This window comes from Streptomyces sp. NPDC048481 (genome assembly GCF_043200075.1).
Taxonomy (GTDB): Bacteria; Actinomycetota; Actinomycetes; order Streptomycetales; family Streptomycetaceae; genus Streptomyces.
In genome coordinates this window covers 130,714-148,442 of the sequence record NZ_JBICXC010000010.1, presented here as the reverse complement: position 1 = coordinate 148,442, position 17,729 = coordinate 130,714, and the positions used below count along the sequence as shown (strand labels likewise).

Here is a 17,729-nt window from a genome sequence, read left to right as displayed (position 1 = left end):
ACCCTCTGGAGGACCCCATGAACGACATCGGCACTCCGCTCGCCGAGGCCGACTACATCGGCGCCACCGCCCACGAGTTGGGCGAGAAGCGAGCAGCGGCGAAGATCGCCGCCGGCATCAGCCAAAGGACTCTCTTCCCGCGCCGCGGCCGGATCGTCCTGCACCCCGACCGGCTCGTCCTCACCGGCTGGTCCCACAACGGAGATCTCACCCTCACCCGCGCGGACGTCACCGCGGCAGAGACCCGTTTCACCCACCTCTACGGCCGTTTCCTCGGTGGCCTGCTGAACGCGGGCCGGCCCCTCATCCTCAGCACCGCCGACGTATCGGCCGGCGAGGTGTACCTGCTCATCAACCACCGTGGCTTTCTGGAGACCACGGACGACCGGGCCTGGGCGCAGCGCATCGAGCACTGGCGCCGCGGCTGAGCCGTCGGGCTGCTCGATCGATCGGGTGCCGACTCGTCTGCGGGAGGCGTGCAGCGTGTCGTCGCGAGGCCTGTCGGCCTCGGCCGGAGGTCAGCCCTCAGGGGGTCAGGCGGTCAGGCGGTGAGTGCGGTGCGCAGGCTGACGGCCATCAAATCGATGGCTTCCTTTCCGGCCTGGACCGGGCCCGTGTGGGTGAAGTAGTGGTCGACACCCTCGAAGCAACGATGCGTGACCGGAACGCCTGCGGCCTCCAAGGCTTTGGCGTAGGCGTCGCCCTCGTCGCGCAGGCGGTCGTTCTCCGCGGTGATGACCAGGGCGGGCGGCAGTCCGGCGAGATCGTCGGCCAGTCCGGGCGACACCAGCGGATGAGCGAGGTCGGCGGGGTCAGGAACGTAGGCGGCGGTGAAGACCCGCATGAGCTGAGGGGTGAGCAGGGGCTTGGCGAGCGGTGACTGCTTGGTGGCCGGGTCGGCGAGCTGGTCGAGCGGCGCCGAGTCGATGATCTGGAGACGGGGCGTGAAGGTGCCGCGGTCCCGGGCGGTGCGGCAGACCGCGGCGGTCAGGTTGGCCCCGGCGCTGTGTCCGCCCACGGCGAGTCGCGAGCCGTCCCAGTTGTTGGCAGTGCCGTTCTCGGCCACCCAAGCGGTCACGTCGTACGCCTGGGTGACGGGTACGGGGTAGGGCTGCTGCGGGGCGACGGCGTAGTCCACGTTGATCACGACGCAGCCGGCTGCGGCCGCTATGTAGCGGCAGATGTGGTCGTCCTGCTGCGGGCGGGCGACCACGAACCCCCCACCGTGGAAGTTGACGTACACAGGGGCAGGGGCAGGGGCGGCAGAGGTAGGGGCGGCGGCCGACGGACGGTAGACGGTGCAGTTCACCGGTCCGGCAGCGGTCTCCACCCGAATGGATTCCGTGTGCTTGGGGATGTCGGCGAAGCGTAGATCCTCGTGTACGCGGCTCATCATTCTGCCGAGCAGGAGCTGGACTCCTCTGGCCTGCATTCTGGGCCTGAACGGCATGAGCGGCCTCCATCACTACAAGTTTAAAGTAACAGGATTCCTGATGATGGAGGCTCGTCTCTCATCACGCAAGAGGAACCGCGAGCCGATGGCGAGGCAGACGGATGTTCCGGCAGTCGATCAGGGCGGCCTACGACGGGGTCGTCGACTTCTGTGCCTCGATGTTCACCAGTGGCTTGGAGCCGCGGCCGCTCGCGCGGAACATGATCGGCACCTTCACGGCGGGACGGCGTGAGTGAATAGGGGGCATGCTCTTCGACTTCACGCACGACCACGACGGTGAACGACTCAGCGGTGTGTACGGCGGTGACCTCTCCGGGGTCACCGCCGTAGTGCTGCATGGCGCGGGCACCAGCAGCATGGAGCGATTGCTTCCACTGGTGCGGGAGTTCGTGGCCCACGGCTGTGGCGGAATCGCCTTCGACTTCTCCGGGCACGGCGAAAGCACCGGCAAACTGACGGAGTTGAGCCTGCGACGACGGTTCGAGCAGGCCGTAGCGGTGATCGACGCGTACACGCCGGCGAGCGGGCCGCTGGTCCTGGTGGGATTCAGCATGAGCGGGCAGACGGTGGCGGATCTCGTCCGGCACTACGGGGATCGGGTGGCGGCGCTGGGGCTGTGCGCGCCCGCCGTTTACACCTCCGAGGCGTGGGACGTGCCCTTCGGGGACGGGAACGGCCGGTTCAGCGGGATCATCCGGCGGCCTGACAGCTGGCGGCAGGCGTCCGCGCTTGAGGTGCTACGGGCGTACGAGGGCCGGGCGGTACTCGCCGTTCCGGGCACGGACACGGTGATCCCGTCCGCGGTGACCGAGGCCGTACAGGATGCGCTGGCCGCGCGCGCCCAGTACACGGGGTTCGGCCTTCCGGACGCGCAGCATCAATTGGGGGTGTGGTTCCGCGACCACGGCGACGACCGGCGGGCGTTCGTGGAAGCGGTGCTGGCCGGAGTCGACGACCGCGGCTGGACGGCCACGCGTGCGTGAGTGGGCGAGCAGACTCGGCGACGGCTGCTCGGTCGCCGACGTGCTTCTGTGGCGATCCGGCCGACCGGCTCCGGACTCCGTCCCACACCGACCCCTGACGACGTCGGGTGTACTCCCGTCCGGGCGGCTCTGATGTGCGGAGTGAGGTGGTGAAGGCGGCGGGCAGGCCCGAGAGCGTGCCCGCCGCAGCAGTGGGTCATGGCGCTGCGGGCGTCACAGCGCCGTGAAGATCCACTGCAGGTTGGTGCTGGTGCCGTAGGTCCACTGCTTGGTGACCGAGCCCGAGGTGACGTTGCCGCCGCCGTCGAGGACCAGGCCGGTGGTGCGGTTGGCGATCGTGTAGCTGTTGCCGCCCCGGGTGGTGATTTTCCATGGCTGGTTGGGGCCGCCGTTCCAGGGCGCCTGCTGGGCCGGGGAGCCGTCGGCGGTGTTGCCCCAGCCGTCGGCGACCATGCCGTTGGTGCGGTTGACCAGCTTGTAGTAGCCGCCGCCCACGTCGACCGCCTGCCACTGGAGGTTGGTGCTGGAGTCCCAGCTCCACTGCTTGAGGTTGGACCCGGAGGCGACATTGCCGCCGCTGTCCAGAGCGAGACCGTCGGTGACGTTGCTGATCCGGAAATACCTCGACGGATTGAACTGCACCCTGAGCGAGGCGATCTGGTCGTTGTTGCCGGTGACCCTGAGGTCCGGGGTGTCGGCGGTGAAGGTCCAGGCGGTGCCGGTGAAGTTGTCGCCGGAGTAGCCGGTCACCTGGTAGCCGGGGGCGGGACGCAGGCTGGAGATGGTGCGGGTGCCCAGTCCGGCCGCGCTCAGGTCGGCCGCGGTGTAGTCGCCGACGGGCAACGGGGCTGAGCCGCCCGCGTAGTTGACGTCGGTGAAGGCGGAGGCGCCGGCGAGCGGGAGAAGACCGGGGATGGTGCCGGAGAAGGCCAGCTTGAGGACGTAGGCGCCCGCGCTGTACGGCGCCGAGGAGGGCAGGGTGACCGTCAGGCCGGAGGAAGTCTGCGTGGGATCGGGCAGGTCGATGTAGGTGCCGGCGGTGGAGCCGAGCAGCTTCACCGAGGTCAGCGAGGAGAGGTTGATGCGGTCCGAGCTGAGCGTCTTGATCGTCACTGAGCTGCCGGGCCAGCCCAGGACGGTGGCGTACAGGACGTTGGCCGCCTTGTTGCGGGTGAAGCGGATGTCCTGCGCGGTGCCGGCCGTCGGAGTGGTGAAGGCGCCGCCGCCCATCTTCGTCGGGCCCTCGCCGTACACGGCCCAGGCGCGTGTCGAGTACACCGACTCGCCGAAGCGCTTCAGGTGATCGCCCATGCCGAGAAGGATGTCCTTCTGCGCCTGAGGGATGGTGCCGTCGGCCATCGGCGCGATGTTGAGCAGCACGTTGCCGTTCTTGCTGACCCGGTCGAGGAACGAGTGCAGCATCTGCTTGCCGCTGTAGTAGCCGATGCCCTGCGTGTAGCACCAGCTGGAGCTGGAGATGCTGTCGTCGGTCAGCCAGTACGGGCTGGTGAGGTCGCCGGGCCCGCCGCGCTCGTAGTCGAAGACCTCGCCCTTTCCGTTGAACCCGTCCTTGTAGGTGGCGACGACCTCACGGCCCCAGGCGTTGGCCTGGTTGTAGTAGTAGGACAGGAAGTTCAGGCGCTGCGTCTCGTCGACCGCGTCCAGTTTGAAGTCCTGCCACAGGATGTCCGGTTGCGCGAGGTCGATGACTTCCTTGAGCTTGTCGTACCAGAGCTGGTTCTCCGCGGCCGCACCGAGCTGGCCGTAGAGCTTCTTGAGGCTGGGGTCGGTCTGGGCGGGGGCGAACTCGTAGAAGCCGTTGTAGTGGTACGCGTGGTGCATGGCGACCAGCAGCTTGAGGCCCTTGGCCCGGATCGCCGTGGCGAACAGCTGCAGGAGGTTGAGTTTCGGGCCCTTGGCGACCGAGTTCCACTCGTTGACCCGGCTGTTCCACATGGAGAAGCCGTCGTGGTGCTCGGCGACCGGCCCCGCGAACCTCGCACCCGCGTCGACGAACAGCTGCGCCCACTCGTCGGGGTCGAAGTTCCCGCCGGCCGACTTCAGCTTGGGCGCGAACTGCACGAAGTTGCCCGCCAGGTCCTTCGCCCCGTTGATGAAGTTGTGGTACGGCCATGCCGAGGGCTGGCCGTAGGTCGCGATGTGGTGCTGGTTGACGCTGTCGCCCGTGTGATACATGGACCGCGGATACCACTCGTTGCCGTAGGCGGGAACGCTGAAGACGCCCCAGTGGAAGTAGACCCCGAACTTCGCGTCCTGGAACCACTCCGGAGCCGGCGGGTGCTGGTCGACCGAGTTCCAGTCCGGCGTGTAGGTGCTCGGTGCCGCCTGGGCGACGCCGGCGCCCAGGCCGCCCCCGGCTATGGCTGCCGCCGCCACACAGGTGGCGGCGGACAGGAACTGGCGTCTGTTGAGCGAACGCGACATGAGGACATCCCTGAGGTAGGGGCAACGGGGACAAGACAAGGGGCAGGTGACGTGAGGGGAGGGGCAGGGCGGGGGCGGGGAGAGAGGCGGGGCGCCGACGGTTGTGGAGCGTCGGAGGTCACGCATGAAGTTCGACCATGTGACGCACTGATGTCAACGGGTGTGCAGGGATGAAAACCCGTAAGGACATTGGCTTTTGTCCATAGACAGGCGCTATCAGCGCATTGCAGTGGCGGCAAACATGGAATGTCTAGGCGCCCGACACAGGGTGCGCCACCACACGGGCAACAGCAGCTCTGCGTAAGCGACGTTGCGCGCCTCCAAGCGGCAGAGCGGCGAGGGAGGGCGGCGTCAGGAGGGGATGATCTGCCATTGCTGCCGCGTCGGTGACGCGTACGGCTGTTGCTCGATGTTGGCTCCGTCGGCGGTGCTGCCCTCGTCGACGGCGAGGCAGAGTCCGCTGTAGCGGTTGATGAGGACGTAGTAGCCGTCACCGGTGGGCGTGACGGCCCAGTGCTGCTGGGGGACGTTGGCGTCCGACCAGATGGCCACGTTGCCGCCGTCCACGCGGGACAGTCCCGCGACCTCCATGAGCTTGCCGCTGCCCATACCCTTGATCTCGTAGTAGCCGTCGCCGGTCTTGGCGAAGGTCCACTTCTGGTTCGCCTTGTCGAGCCATGGCCACTGCTGGATGTTGGTGCCGTTGGCGGTGCCCCCGCTCTGCACGTCGGCCGTCTTGCCGCTGTGCCGGGCGACCAGCCGGTAGACGGTGCCGTCGCCGGGCAGCGTGGTGGACACCAGTGCCGGTTTGGCCGTCCGGCCACCGATCCTGACCCCGCCCATGTTGGCGTAGCCGCCGGTGGCCGCGTTGGCCCGGATCCGTACGAAACCCACGTCACGGGCGGGCCATTCGGCCACCTCGGTGGCGCGGTCGCCGGCCCAGGTGCCGGTGGCCACCTGGGTGAAGTTCGTGCCGTCGGTGCTGGTGGAGATGGTGTACGAGGTGATGTCGCCGTCGGTGGTGTTGCTGCGGTTCCACTGCTTGGGCAGATACTCCAGGGTGGAGACGTTGCTCCACACCCCGCCCAGGTCGATGGTGATCGAGTGGGGCAGGGCCGAGGGCAGTCCCCACGTCGACCAGCAGGTCTCGTAGTTCCTGTCGCTGAGTCCGTCGATGGCGTTGAGCGGTCCCTCACCCGTGCGGAACGCGGTGGCGTACGCGTTGACCGGTGTGACGGGGTGCTCGGCTCGCAGCATCTGGGTCGGCAGTGGCGGCCTGGAGGTGTCGGGGCTCCATGCCGCGCCTACTTCGGCGAGCCGGTTGACGATGTTGGTGTCCAGCCTGCCGTTGCGGTTGGGCGGGCAGTTGAGGATGAACGAGGTGTACTTCGGTTCGAGGTCCGCCAGGTGGGAGAGGATCGCGTCCTTGCTCATCAGGCTCTCGGTCGGCGTGGTCGGATGCCAGAACCAGCCGTTGCTGATCGTCTGCCCCTGGGTGGCGGCGCAGGTGTTCCCGGTCGGCGAGGTGATGCCCAGCGGCTCCTCGAAGTAGATCGCGTCGCCGAGCCACGGCACGGACAGTCCACCGTGGTCGATCATGATGATGTCCGGCTGGAGCGACTTCACGTGCTCGCGGATGCGCTGGTAGGAGACTGCCTGCTGGCCCATCTGCCACGCGTAGCCGTCGGTGATGAACATGTCGATGGTGCCGTAGTCGGTGAGCAGCTCGGTGATCTGCCCGAGTATGAAGGTCATGTCGCTGGGCTGGATGGCGTCGGTGATCTCGAGGCCGGACACCTTGTGCCGGCTCTCCCACGCCTCGACGCCGAAGGTGCGGTCCCAGATCGAGTAGTAGAACGCGACCTTCAGCCCCTTCGCCCGGAAGGCGTCGCAGTACGCCTTCACCACGTCCTGCTTGTAGGAGCTGTTCGCGACGTTCTGGGTGCCGTAGGCGCTCGGCCACAGGGCGAAGCCGTCATGGTGCTTGGTCGTGAGGATGCCGTAGCTCATCTTCGCCGCCGCGGCGGCCGCCGCCCACTGGGCACAGTCCACGGCCGTGGGGGCGAACAGAGCGGGGTCCTGGTTCGGCTCAGCCCACTCCTGATTGGTGAACGTCCCCAGGTTGAAGTGGTTGAACATGCCGAACCGCATGTTCGCCAGGTTCTCCAGGTTGGTCCGGGGGTCCGCGGCGGCGGCCTGCGCCAGCAGGGGTGACAGTGCGGGGATCACGGGCAGCGCGGTCGCGGCGGCAGCAGCGCCCACGGCACCCAGCAGCGCGCGTCGGGACAGTCTTCCTGACGACATGTGGGTACTCCCGGTTCGAGGTGGGTGTGATGCTCGGGCTTGAGACAGGCGGGGGCAGCCCGCGGACGTCCCGTCTCCAGACCTTCAGGGGCGGACTCGTCAGGGCTGCAAGCCGGCCGGACGTCACGCATGAAGGTCGGTGACGTAACTGGCCCGTGTCAACAGTTGAGCGGATGAAAGTGGTCCAGCGAGGAGCAGATAGTGCGGTTTTATCCGCATAAGTGACTGTTCGTTCTGCCGTAGACCTGCCATGTTTGTGCGAGGTCGCGGACCGTCCACCGGTGCGGCACGTTGCGAGCGGACGTACGGGACACCGGTACGAGCGCGGTATGAGCGCAAGGGTCAGTGCATCACGAATGCGCATCATTGATGGGATGGATCATCCGTCCAGAAAGCCCAATGGCGACCCGGCGAGATCATCCAGTGGTCATCTCCAGCAGTTTCGCCGCGCCCACTAGACAGCCTCGCTGCCCCCGCTCTATAAACATCCCATCTCTCCGCCGACGACACGCAGCCGTCGCATCGGCGTAACAACCCGCTTCGGGACCAGCGCGAGGAAGTACCCATGAGACTCAGAACCGCACTCGGCTCCACCGCCTCCGTCGTCTGCGCACTGACGCTGCTCAGCGCCTGCAGCAGCGGCTCCGGCACCTCCGCCTCGTCGAGCGGCAAGCCGCTCGTGGGCGTCGACTACCCGCGGTCCGACACCGACTTCTGGAACTCGTACATCAGGTACACGCCCCAGTCGGCCAAGGAGCTGGGGCTGGACCTGAAGACCACGAACTCCCAGAACGACGTCGCCAAGCTGACCGCCAACGCGCAGACGTTCATCAGTCAGGGCGTCAAGGGCATCGCGATGGCGCCGCAGGACACCGCCGCCATCGCGCCGACGCTGGCGCAGCTGGAGGCGAAGAAGATCCCTGTCGTCACCGTCGACACCCGGCCCGACACCGGCACGGTGTTCATGGTGGTGCGGGCCGACAACCGCGCCTACGGCGAGAAGGCCTGCCAGTACCTCGGCACCAAGCTCGGCGGCAAGGGCAAGGTCGTGATGCTGGAGGGCGGCCTCGACTCCATCAACGGCCGTGACCGCACCGAGGCGTTCAACGACTGCATGAAGAAGGACTACCCCGGCATCAAGGTGTTCGGCGAGGCCACCAACTGGGACGGCGCGGTCGCCGCGCAGAAGCTCCAGACCGATCTGACCGCCAACCCGGACATCAAGGGCGTCTACATGCAGTCCAGCTTCGCCCTGGCCGGAACGCTCCAAGTCCTGAAGCAGAAGGGCCTGCTGGTCGACCCGAAGGACAAGAAGCACGTCTTCGTCGTGTCCAACGACGGCATCCCCGAGGAGCTCAAGGACATCGCCGCCGGCCACATCGACGCCACCGTCTCCCAGCCCGCGGACCTGTACGCCAAGTACGCCCTTTACTACCTCAAGGCCGCGATCGACGGGAAGACGTTCAAGCCCGGCAAGACCGACCACGACAGCACCATCATCCAGGTGCGCGACGGACTGCTGGAGGACCAGCTCTCCGCCCCCCTGGTCACCGTCGACGGCGGCACCTACGGCGGCGTGCCCAGCGTCAAGAGTGACGACAAGTCGCTCTGGGGCAACAACCTCGGCTGACCGACCCTCTCAGACATCCAACGGCTCACCACTACAAGGCGGTTGAAATGAGAGACGGGGAGCGAGCAGTCACCCCCGCACCCGCCCCGGCGGACGACGGACAGGCCCCCGCGACACCGCCCGTCGTCGAGGCGACGGGCATAGTCAAACGATTCGGCCCGACCGTGGCCCTGAACGGCGCCCGCATCACCATCCGGCCGGGCGAGACCCACGCACTCGTCGGCCGCAACGGAGCCGGCAAGTCGACCCTGGTCTCCGTCCTGACGGGCCTGCACGCCCCCGACGAGGGAACGGTCACCTTCGGCGGCGGCCCCGCCCCCCGGCTCAGCGACCGCGACGCCTGGCGACAGCGCGTGGCCTGCGTCTACCAGAAGTCGACGATCATCCCCACGCTGACCGTCGCCGAGAACCTCTTCCTGAACCGCCACCACCACGGCCCCCACAGGCTGATCAGCTGGACCGGAGTACGCCGCCGGGCCCAGGAGCTGCTGTCGACCTGGTCGGTGGACGTCGACCCGCAGTCCTCGGCCCGCGAACTCAGCGTCGAACAGCGGCAGTTCGTGGAGATCGCCCGGGCGCTGTCCTTCGGGGCCCGGTTCATCATCCTCGACGAGCCCACCGCACAGCTCGACGCGGCCGCGATCAACCGCCTCTTCGACCGCATTCGCGACCTGCAACGCCAGGGCGTGACCTTCCTGTTCATCAGTCACCACCTCCAGGAGGTCTACGAGATCTGCGACATGGTCACGGTGTTCCGCGACGCCCGGCACATCGTCACCGCCCCCGTCGCGGACCTCCCCCGCACCGAGCTGGTCGCCGCCATGACCGGCGAGGCGGCGGCCGACCGGCAGCAGGTGCGCTCGAGCACCCTCGACCCCGCCGCGGCCCCCGCGCTGTCCGTGCGGGGCCTGGGCAGGGACGGCACGTACGAAGACATCACCTTCCAGGTGGGCGCCGGCGAGGTCGTCGGCCTCGCCGGCGCCGCCGCCAGCGGACGCACCGAGGTCGCCGAGACCGTCGTAGGGCTGTGGGCGGCCGCCACCGGCGAGGTGGAGATCGCCGGACGGCGGCCCCGGCCGGGAAGCGTGCCCGCCGCGCTCGTCTCCGGCGCCGGGTTCGTCCCCCAGGACCGGCACCACCAGGGCTTCGTGCCCGACATGTCGATCGCCGACAACGCCACCCTGTCCGTGCCCCACCGGCTCGGCAGGAACGGCCTCCTCAGCCGTGACCGACGCGACCGCCTCGCCGACAACATGATCGAGAAGCTGGCGATCAAGACGCCGGGCCCCGAACTGCCCGTCTCCTCCCTGTCCGGAGGCAACCAGCAGAAGGTCGTCATGGCCCGCGCCCTGGCCGACGACCCGCGGCTGCTGGTCCTGATCAACCCGACCGCGGGCGTGGACGTGCGCTCCAAGGAGTTCCTCCTCGGCAAGGTCGAGGAGACCGCGGAAACCGGCACCGGAGTGCTCATCGCCTCCGACGAACTCGACGACCTGCGCATGTGCGACCGGATCCTGGTGATGTTCCAGGGCCGGGTCACGACAGAGATGGCCCGCGGCTGGCACGACCACGAACTCGTGGCCGCGATGGAAGGAGTGGACCTCGATGCCTGAAACCGTCCTCGCGGACACAGCCGCCAAGGCCGCGGAACCGAAGCAGAGGCGCACCGCGCTGCTCGGCGGCCGGATCCCCCTCGCCCGGCTGCGCGACCTCGCCCTCGTTCCCGCGATCGTCGTCATCGCGATCGTCGGCCAGATCGTCAACCCGGTCTTCCTGCAGACGGACAACCTCATCAACGTCCTGCAGACCATGTCCGAGATGGCCCTGCTGGTCCTCGCCCAGACGATGATCCTGATCGTCAAGAAGATGGACCTGTCGCTGGAGTCCACCATGGGCCTCGCGCCCGGTGTCGCGGCCTGGCTGGTCGTGCCGGCCGGCGCCGGACACGGACTCGGCCTTCTCCCCGGCGCCTGGGCGATCCCGGTCACCCTGGCCGTGGGCGTGCTCGTCGGCGTGATCAACTCAACTCTGATCATCCGCTTCGGCCTCAACGGCTTCATCGTCACCCTGGGCATGCTGATCGTGCTCCGCGGCATCCTCACCGGCATCTCCGGCGGCCAGACGTTCTTCCAGCTGCCGCAGTCGATGCTCTACCCCGGCACCGCGCAGTGGTTCGGGATGCCCGCCTCCATCTGGATCTGCCTGGCCCTGTTCGCGATCGCGATCGTGGTCCTCGGCTGGACCAGCTTCGGCCGCTCGCTGTACGCCATCGGCGGCAACGTCGACGCGGCGAAGGCGGCCGGCATCCGCACCGACCGGGTGCTGTGGATCGTCATCGTCACCGGCAGCGTGCTCGCCGCACTCGCCGGACTGCTGCTCTCCGGACGGCTGGCCTCCGTCGCCTCCGCGCAGGGCAACGGCTACATCTTCACCGTGTTCGCCGCCGCCGTCATCGGCGGGATCAGCCTCAACGGCGGCAAGGGCACCATGTTCGGCGCGTTCTGCGGCATCCTGCTGCTCTTCATGATCCAGAACGTGCTCACGCTCGGCGGCGTCCCCGCCCAGTGGATCGGCGCCCTCAACGGCCTGATCATCCTGGTCGCCCTCGCCATCTCCCGCATCACCGGCGGCAAGGTCCAGGACTGACGCGGGCGGCCGTCGCCGGCCGCCCGCCCCGCGCCGCGTTCACCGTTCGTCGCAAGGGGCCCGATTCCCCCCTTGCTCTCACAGGAGTTGCCGCCATGTCCTCCACCCTGCCCGCAACCGCCCGCATCACCGCCCTGGACGTCCTGGACGTGCGGTTCCCCACCTCCGAACACCTCGACGGCTCGGACGCCATGAACCCCGAGCCCGACTACTCCGCCGCCTACGTCGTCCTGCGCACCGACGCCGGCGACGGACTGGAGGGCCACGCCCTCGCCTTCACCACCGGCCGCGGCAACGATGTCCAGGCCGCCGCCATCGCGGCCCTCGCCCCGCACGTGGTCGGGCTCTCGGTCGAGGAGGTCTGCGCCGACCTCGGGGCCTTCTCCCGCTCCCTCGTGCACGATCCCCAACTGCGCTGGCTGGGCCCGGAGAAGGGCGCCATCCACATGGCCACCGGCGCGGTCGTCAACGCCGCCTGGGACCTGGCCGCCAAGCGCGCGGGCCGGCCCGTGTGGCGCTTCCTCGGCGAGATGTCGCCCGAGGACCTGGTCGCACAGGTCGACTTCCGCTGGCTGTCCGACGCCCTCACCCCCGAGGAGGCGCTGGAGATCCTGCGCCGTGCCGAGCCCGGCCGCGAGGAGCGCGTCGCCCGTCTGCTGGAGCGCGGCTACCCCGCCTACACCACCACCCCCGGCTGGCTCGGCTACTCCGACGAGAAGCTGGCCCGCCTCGCCCGCGAGGCCGTCGCCGACGGCTTCACCCAGATCAAGCTCAAGGTCGGCGCGGACCTGGAGGACGACGTACGGCGCATGCGCACCGCCCGCGAGACGGTCGGCCCGGACATCCGCATCGCCGTCGACGCCAACCAGAGATGGGACGTCCAGCCCGCCGTCGACTGGATGCGCGCCCTCGCCCCCTACGACCCGTACTGGATCGAGGAGCCCACCTCTCCCGACGACATCCTCGGCCACGCCGCCGTCCGCAAGGCCGTCAGCCCGATCAAAGTCGCCACCGGCGAGCACATCGCCAACCGGGTCGTCTTCAAGCAGCTCCTCCAGGCCGGCGCGGTGGACATCGTGCAGATCGACTCCGCCCGGGTCGGCGGCGTCAACGAGAACATCGCGATCCTGCTGCTCGCCGCGAAGTTCGGCGTGCCGGTCTGCCCGCACGCCGGGGGAGTGGGCCTGTGCGAGATGGTGCAGCACCTGTCGATGTTCGACTACGTCGCCCTCTCCGGCACCACCGAGGACCGCGTCATCGAGTACGTCGACCACCTGCACGAGCACTTCGTCGACCCGGTCCGCATCGCCGACGGCCACTACCTCGCGCCGGCCCTGCCGGGGCTGAGCGCGCAGATGCACCCCGAGGCCCTCAAGGAGTACACCTACCCCGACGGCCCGGTCTGGTCCGCCCGTGTCTGACGCCCAGGTCCTCGTCGACGCCCACCACCACGTGTGGGACCCGGACATCCGGCCGCAGTCCTGGCTCGACGCGCCCGGCCACGAGCCCCTGCGCCGCAGCTTCGGCGCCGACGACCTGCGCACGGCCGCGACCAGGCCGATCGCGGGCCGGCGGCTGGAGTGCACGGTGCTCGTCCAGTGCGTGGCGTCGGTCGAGGAGACCCGCGAGTTCCTCGCCCTCGCCGACGGCGACCCGCTCGTCGGCGCGGTCGTGGGCTGGGCGGACCTCACGTCCCCGGCGATCGGCGACGTCCTCGACGCGCTGCGCGCCGGGCCCGGCGGCACGTACCTGCGCGCCGTACGTCACCTCGTCCAGGACGAGTCCGACGCCGACTGGCTCCAACGGCCCTCGGTGGAGCGGGGACTGCGGGCGGTGGCCGAACGCGGCCTCGGGTACGACCTGCTGATCCGCGACCATCAGTTCCCCCAGGCGATCCGCCTGGCCGAACGCCTCCCCGGCCTTCCCCTGGTCCTCGATCACGCCGGCAAACCGCCCATCGTCCGAGGCGACCTCGGCGACTGGGAGCGGGGCGTGCGACGGCTGGCCGCGCACCCCCACGTGCGATGCAAGGTGTCGGGACTGATCACCGAGGCCGACCACGACAAGTGGACCGTCGACGACATCCGGCCGGTGTGGGAGGTCCTGCTTGAGGCCTTCGGCCCGGACCGGCTGATGTTCGGCTCGGACTGGCCTGTCTGCGTCCTGGCCGGCGGCTGGAACCACTGGGCCGCCGCCGTCGGGGAACTCCTCGCCGACTGCTCCGCCGCCGAGACCGAGGCGGTCCTCGCCGGAACCGCCACCACGTTCTACGGCCTCGACCCCGCTCCAAGGAAGGAGCGCACCGCATGCTGCTGACCGAACTCCTGCACCCGGGCATCCTCGAAGCCCTGGCGGGCGCCGGGCACGGCGCCCGGGTCCTGCTCGCCGACGGCCACTATCCGGCGAGCACCGCCACCGGCCCGCGCGCCAGGACCGTCCACCTCAACCTGGCGCCGGGTCTGCTGGACGTCACCACCGTGCTCGACGTCCTGCTGCGGGCTCTGCCCGTCGAGTCGGCGCACGTGATGGTGCCGCCCGAGGGCGAGCCGGAGCCGCCCGCCATCGCCGAGTACCGCTCGATGCTGGCGCCCGTCCCCGTCGAGACGCTCGGCCGCTTCGCGTTCTACGACGCCGCCCGCTCGCCCGACCTCGCCCTCGCCGTCGTCACCGCCGACATCCGCACCTACGCCAACCTGCTGCTCACGATCGGCGTCCGCGCCGAAGGGACCCTGAGATGACACTCGCCGTCCGCTACCTCGCCGCCCGCACCCTGGACACCGCGCCCGCCGAGAACCCGCCCCCCGGCCCCGGCCAGGTGGAGATCGCCCCCGCCTACGTCGGTATCTGCGGCACCGATCTGCACATCTTCCACGGCGACATGGACGCCCGGGTCGCCGCGCCCGCCGTCCTCGGCCACGAGATGTCCGGCCGGATCGTGCGGGTGGGCGCGGGCGTGGATGACTGGTCGCCCGGTGACGCCGTCACCGTGATGCCGCTGCGCTGGGACGACACCTGCCCGGCCTGCCGTGCCGGCCACCAGCACATCTGCCGGCACCTCGACTTCATCGGCATCGACTCGCCCGGTGCGATGCAGCAGCGCTGGACCGTGCCCGCCACGACCCTCGTACGGCTGCCCGGCTCCCTCCCGCTCGACCACGCGGCCCTCGTGGAGCCCACCGCGGTCGCGGTGCACGACGTCGGCCGGGCCCAGGTCCGCGCGGGCGAGAAGGCCGTCGTGGTCGGCGGCGGTCCGGTCGGCGTCCTCATCGCCCTGGTCGCCCGCGCCGCCGGAGCCGAAGTCCGGGTCGTGGAGCCGAGCGCCCACCGGCGGCGGCTCGCCGAGAAGTCGGGGCTGACGACCTGGGATCCGGCGGCCGACGACCTGCCCGAACTGGTCCGTGAGTGGACCGGCGACGCCGGTGCGGACGTGGCCTTCGAGGTCTCGGGCGCGCAAGGCGGGGTGGACACGGCGGTCGACGTGCTGGGGGTGCGCGGGCGGCTGTGCCTCGTGGCCATCCACCCCCGGCCCCGCGAGGTGAACCTGCACCGCTTCTTCTGGCGCGAACTCACCCTCGTCGGCGCCCGGTTGTACGACCGCACCGACTTCGAGAAGGCGGTGACCCTGGTGGCCGACGGCACCGTTCCGGCCGAGCAGCTGATCAGCAGGGTCGTCCCCATGGCGCAGGCGCCCGCCGCGTTCGAGGCCCTGGAGGGCGGCGGTGACGTGATGAAGATCCTCGTGGACTGCACCGAAGACTCGCAGGGAGCCATCCAGTGAACGCCTTCGACCTGACCGGCAGGCTCGCCGTCGTCACCGGGGCCCGGCGCGGCATCGGCCGTGCGATGGCCCGCGCCCTCGCCGAGGCCGGCGCGGACGTCATCGGCGTCAGCGCCCAGCTGGAGGACACCGGCAGCGACGTGGAGAAGGACGTCCTGGCCGCGGGCCGCACCTTCGAGGCGATCCGCACCGACTTCGCCGACCCCGAAGCCGTCCGCGCCCTCGGCGCAGACCTGGCGGGACGGGAGCGCCCGGTGGACATCCTGGTCAACAACGCGGGCACCATCCGCCGCGCCCCGGCGGCCGAACATGCCGACGAAGACTGGGAGTTGGTGCTCCAGGTCAACCTCAACGCGCAGTTCGCCCTGTCCCGCGCGGTGGGCGCGGCGATGGTGGCCCGCGGCCAAGGAAAGATCGTCTTCACGGCGTCGCTGCTCAGCTTCCAGGGCGGTATCACCGTCCCCGGCTACACCGCCGCCAAGCACGGCATCGCCGGACTGACCAAGGCCCTGGCCAACGAGTGGGCCCCGCACGGCGTCAACGTCAACGCCATCGCCCCCGGCTACATCGCCACCGACAACACCCAGGCCCTTCAGGACGACCCGGTACGCAGCAAGGCGATCCTGGACCGCATCCCGGCCGCCCGCTGGGGCGGCGCCGACGACCTCGCGGGCGCCACCGTGTTCCTCGCCTCGGACGCCGCCGCCTACGTCCACGGCGTCGTCCTGCCCGTCGACGGCGGATGGCTCGGCCGATGAGTGACACCGACCTGGCCGCCGTGCTGGACGGCGCCCGCGTGCTGCCGGTGCTGACGGTGCCCTCCGCCGCGACCGCCGGCCCGCTGGCCGACGCGCTCGTGGCGGGCGGCGCCCGGTGCGCCGAGGTCACGTTCCGCACCCCAGACGCCGAGCAGGTGCTCAAGACGATGGCCGCCCACGGAGGGCTGACCGTCGGCGCCGGTACGGTCCTCACGCCCGAGCAGGTGGACCGTGCCGTGGCGGCGGGAGCCCGTTTCGTGGTCTCGCCCGGCTTCGCCGAGGACGTCGTCGCCAGGTGCCGTGAGCTGGGCGTGCCCTTGGTGCCCGGCATCGCCTCCGCGACCGAGCTGATGCGCGCCCTGCGGTCCGGCCTCGACACCGTCAAGCTCTTCCCCGCCGAACCCCTCGGCGGCATCACGATGCTGCGCGCCCTCGCGGCTCCCTTCCCCCGGGCACGGTTCGTGCCCACGGGCGGCGTCGACGCCGCGCGCCTGCCCGCCTACCTCGCCGTCCCGGCGGTCCTCGCCGTCGGCGGCAGCTGGATGGCCACCCCCGCCCGTCTGGAGCGCGGCGAGTACGGCGAGATCCGCCGCCTGACCGCCGAGGCCGTGCACGGGAGCGCGACGTGAGCGACGTGGTGGCCCTCGGCGAGGTGATGCTCCGTCTCGACCCGGGCGAGGGCAGGATCCGCACCGCCCGCACCTTTCAGGTCTGGGAAGGCGGCGGTGAGTACAACGTCGTCCGCGGACTGCGGCGCTGCTTCGGCCTGCGTACGGCCGTCGTGACCGCCCTCGCCGACAACCAGGTGGGGCGCCTCGTCGAGGACCTGATCCTCCAGGGCGGCGTCGACACCTCCCTCATCCGCTGGGTGCCCGACGACGGCATCGGCCGTACCGCCCGCAACGGCCTCAACTTCGTCGAGCGCGGCTATGGCATCCGGGGCGCGGTGGGCGTCAGCGACCGCGCGAACACCGCCGTCTCCCAGCTGCGCAAGGGGGACGTCGACTGGGACGCGGTCTTCTCCACGGGGCCGCGCTGGTTCCACACCGGCGGCGTCTTCGCAGGTCTGTCGGACACCACCGCGGACGTCGCGGACGAGGCCATGGCGGCCGCTCGACGGCACGGTGTCGGGGTCTCCTACGACCCCAACCACCGCCCCAGTCTCTGGGCCGGCAGGGGCGGCGCCGACGCCGCCCGCGAGGTCGACCTGCGGCTCGCCCGCCACGCCGACGTCGTCGTGGGCGCCCTGGGGCTGGCGGGACCGTACCCGGGCGCGGTACGCGTCGCTGCGGACGAGGTGCGGGACGTCCTCGTGGAAGTGGCCGCGCTGCTGCCGCAGGCCGCGGTGCTCGCGACCACTCTGCGGGACGTGCCCTCGGCCGGCGTCAACGACTGGTCCTCGGCCGCCTGGTCGCCCCGTACCGGCTTCGTCCGCGGCCCGGAACTGCCCGGCCTGCACGTCCTGGACCGCATCGGCTCGGGCGACGGCTTCGCGGCCGGCCTGATCTACGCACTGCTGACCCCCGGCGGCGACGCGGCCGGACCGGCGGGCCGTGCCGCACCCGTGGCCGACCTCGACACCGCCGGACTGAGCCGTGCCCTGGCCTACGGCACCGCGCACGGCGCCCTCACCATGACCACCCCCGGCGATGTGTCCATGGCCTCGCTCGCCGAGGTCGAGGCACTCATGGCAGGCGGCTCGGCCGCCGTCAGACGGTGACAGACCCATGAG

General features: G+C 70.1%; 14 protein-coding genes and 1 pseudogene. 12 read left to right on the top strand and 3 right to left on the bottom strand.

The features are described 5' to 3' along the window. Positions 1–17: 17 nt before the first annotated feature. Complete coding sequence (locus ACGFSH_RS26955; RefSeq protein WP_393353091.1) at positions 18–428, top strand: hypothetical protein; 411 nt, start codon at positions 18–20, stop codon at positions 426–428. Between the two features lie 113 nt (positions 429–541). On the opposite strand, the gene ACGFSH_RS26950 is transcribed toward ACGFSH_RS26955, so the two are convergent. Beyond that, a complete protein-coding gene (locus tag ACGFSH_RS26950) occupies positions 542–1,450 on the bottom strand; it encodes an alpha/beta hydrolase (protein WP_393353089.1) in 909 nt (302 codons plus the stop codon). Positions 1,451–1,698: 248 nt separating this feature from the next. Here ACGFSH_RS26950 and ACGFSH_RS26945 point away from each other — a divergent pair. Further along, a pseudogene (locus tag ACGFSH_RS26945) lies at positions 1,699–2,433 on the top strand (alpha/beta hydrolase); the annotation flags it as partial. A gap of 216 nt (positions 2,434–2,649) precedes the next feature. Here ACGFSH_RS26945 and ACGFSH_RS26940 read toward each other — a convergent pair. Together ACGFSH_RS26940 and ACGFSH_RS26935 are read right to left on the bottom strand one after the other, a co-directional pair. Then, positions 2,650–4,881: an alpha-L-fucosidase gene (locus ACGFSH_RS26940; RefSeq protein WP_393353088.1), complete on the bottom strand. Its 2,232-nt coding sequence runs from the start codon at positions 4,879–4,881 to the stop codon at positions 2,650–2,652. A 351-nt stretch (positions 4,882–5,232) separates the two neighbouring features. Further along, entirely contained in the window at positions 5,233–7,185 is a 1,953-nt protein-coding gene (locus ACGFSH_RS26935; protein WP_393353086.1) for an RICIN domain-containing protein, read from the bottom strand. Positions 7,186–7,750: 565 nt separating this feature from the next. Here ACGFSH_RS26935 and ACGFSH_RS26930 point away from each other — a divergent pair. The 10 genes from ACGFSH_RS26930 to ACGFSH_RS26885 all read left to right on the top strand — a co-directional run bounded on the left by ACGFSH_RS26930 (position 7,751) and on the right by ACGFSH_RS26885 (position 17,717). After that, positions 7,751–8,815, top strand: coding sequence for a sugar ABC transporter substrate-binding protein (locus ACGFSH_RS26930; RefSeq protein ID WP_393353085.1), 1,065 nt, complete (start codon positions 7,751–7,753; stop codon positions 8,813–8,815). Positions 8,816–8,862: 47 nt separating this feature from the next. Then, positions 8,863–10,428 (top strand): sugar ABC transporter ATP-binding protein, encoded by a 1,566-nt coding sequence (locus tag ACGFSH_RS26925; RefSeq protein WP_393353084.1) that lies wholly within the window; start codon positions 8,863–8,865, stop codon positions 10,426–10,428. Then, positions 10,421–11,461, top strand: a complete 1,041-nt coding sequence (locus ACGFSH_RS26920; RefSeq protein WP_393353083.1) for an ABC transporter permease — start codon at positions 10,421–10,423, stop codon at positions 11,459–11,461. Before ACGFSH_RS26925 ends, ACGFSH_RS26920 begins: the two co-directional genes overlap by 8 nt. 95 nt (positions 11,462–11,556) lie before the next feature. Continuing rightward, positions 11,557–12,882, top strand: coding sequence for an L-fuconate dehydratase (locus ACGFSH_RS26915; RefSeq protein WP_393353081.1), 1,326 nt, complete (start codon positions 11,557–11,559; stop codon positions 12,880–12,882). Further along, complete coding sequence (locus ACGFSH_RS26910; protein WP_393353080.1) at positions 12,875–13,777, top strand: amidohydrolase family protein; 903 nt, start codon at positions 12,875–12,877, stop codon at positions 13,775–13,777. Before ACGFSH_RS26915 ends, ACGFSH_RS26910 begins: the two co-directional genes overlap by 8 nt. After that, positions 13,768–14,199: an RbsD/FucU domain-containing protein gene (locus ACGFSH_RS26905; protein WP_393353078.1), complete on the top strand. Its 432-nt coding sequence runs from the start codon at positions 13,768–13,770 to the stop codon at positions 14,197–14,199. Before ACGFSH_RS26910 ends, ACGFSH_RS26905 begins: the two co-directional genes overlap by 10 nt. Then, the gene (locus tag ACGFSH_RS26900; RefSeq protein WP_393353077.1) at positions 14,196–15,239 is read left to right on the top strand and encodes a zinc-binding dehydrogenase; all 1,044 of its coding nucleotides are present in this window, start codon (positions 14,196–14,198) and stop codon (positions 15,237–15,239) included. Before ACGFSH_RS26905 ends, ACGFSH_RS26900 begins: the two co-directional genes overlap by 4 nt. Continuing rightward, complete coding sequence (locus ACGFSH_RS26895; protein WP_393353076.1) at positions 15,236–15,997, top strand: SDR family NAD(P)-dependent oxidoreductase; 762 nt, start codon at positions 15,236–15,238, stop codon at positions 15,995–15,997. Before ACGFSH_RS26900 ends, ACGFSH_RS26895 begins: the two co-directional genes overlap by 4 nt. Further along, entirely contained in the window at positions 15,994–16,626 is a 633-nt protein-coding gene (gene eda / locus ACGFSH_RS26890) for a bifunctional 4-hydroxy-2-oxoglutarate aldolase/2-dehydro-3-deoxy-phosphogluconate aldolase (RefSeq protein WP_393353074.1), read from the top strand. Before ACGFSH_RS26895 ends, eda begins: the two co-directional genes overlap by 4 nt. Further along, the gene (locus ACGFSH_RS26885; RefSeq protein ID WP_393353073.1) at positions 16,623–17,717 is read left to right on the top strand and encodes a sugar kinase; all 1,095 of its coding nucleotides are present in this window, start codon (positions 16,623–16,625) and stop codon (positions 17,715–17,717) included. The genes eda and ACGFSH_RS26885 overlap by 4 nt, the downstream gene beginning before the upstream one ends. The last annotated feature ends 12 nt before the right edge of the window (positions 17,718–17,729 follow it).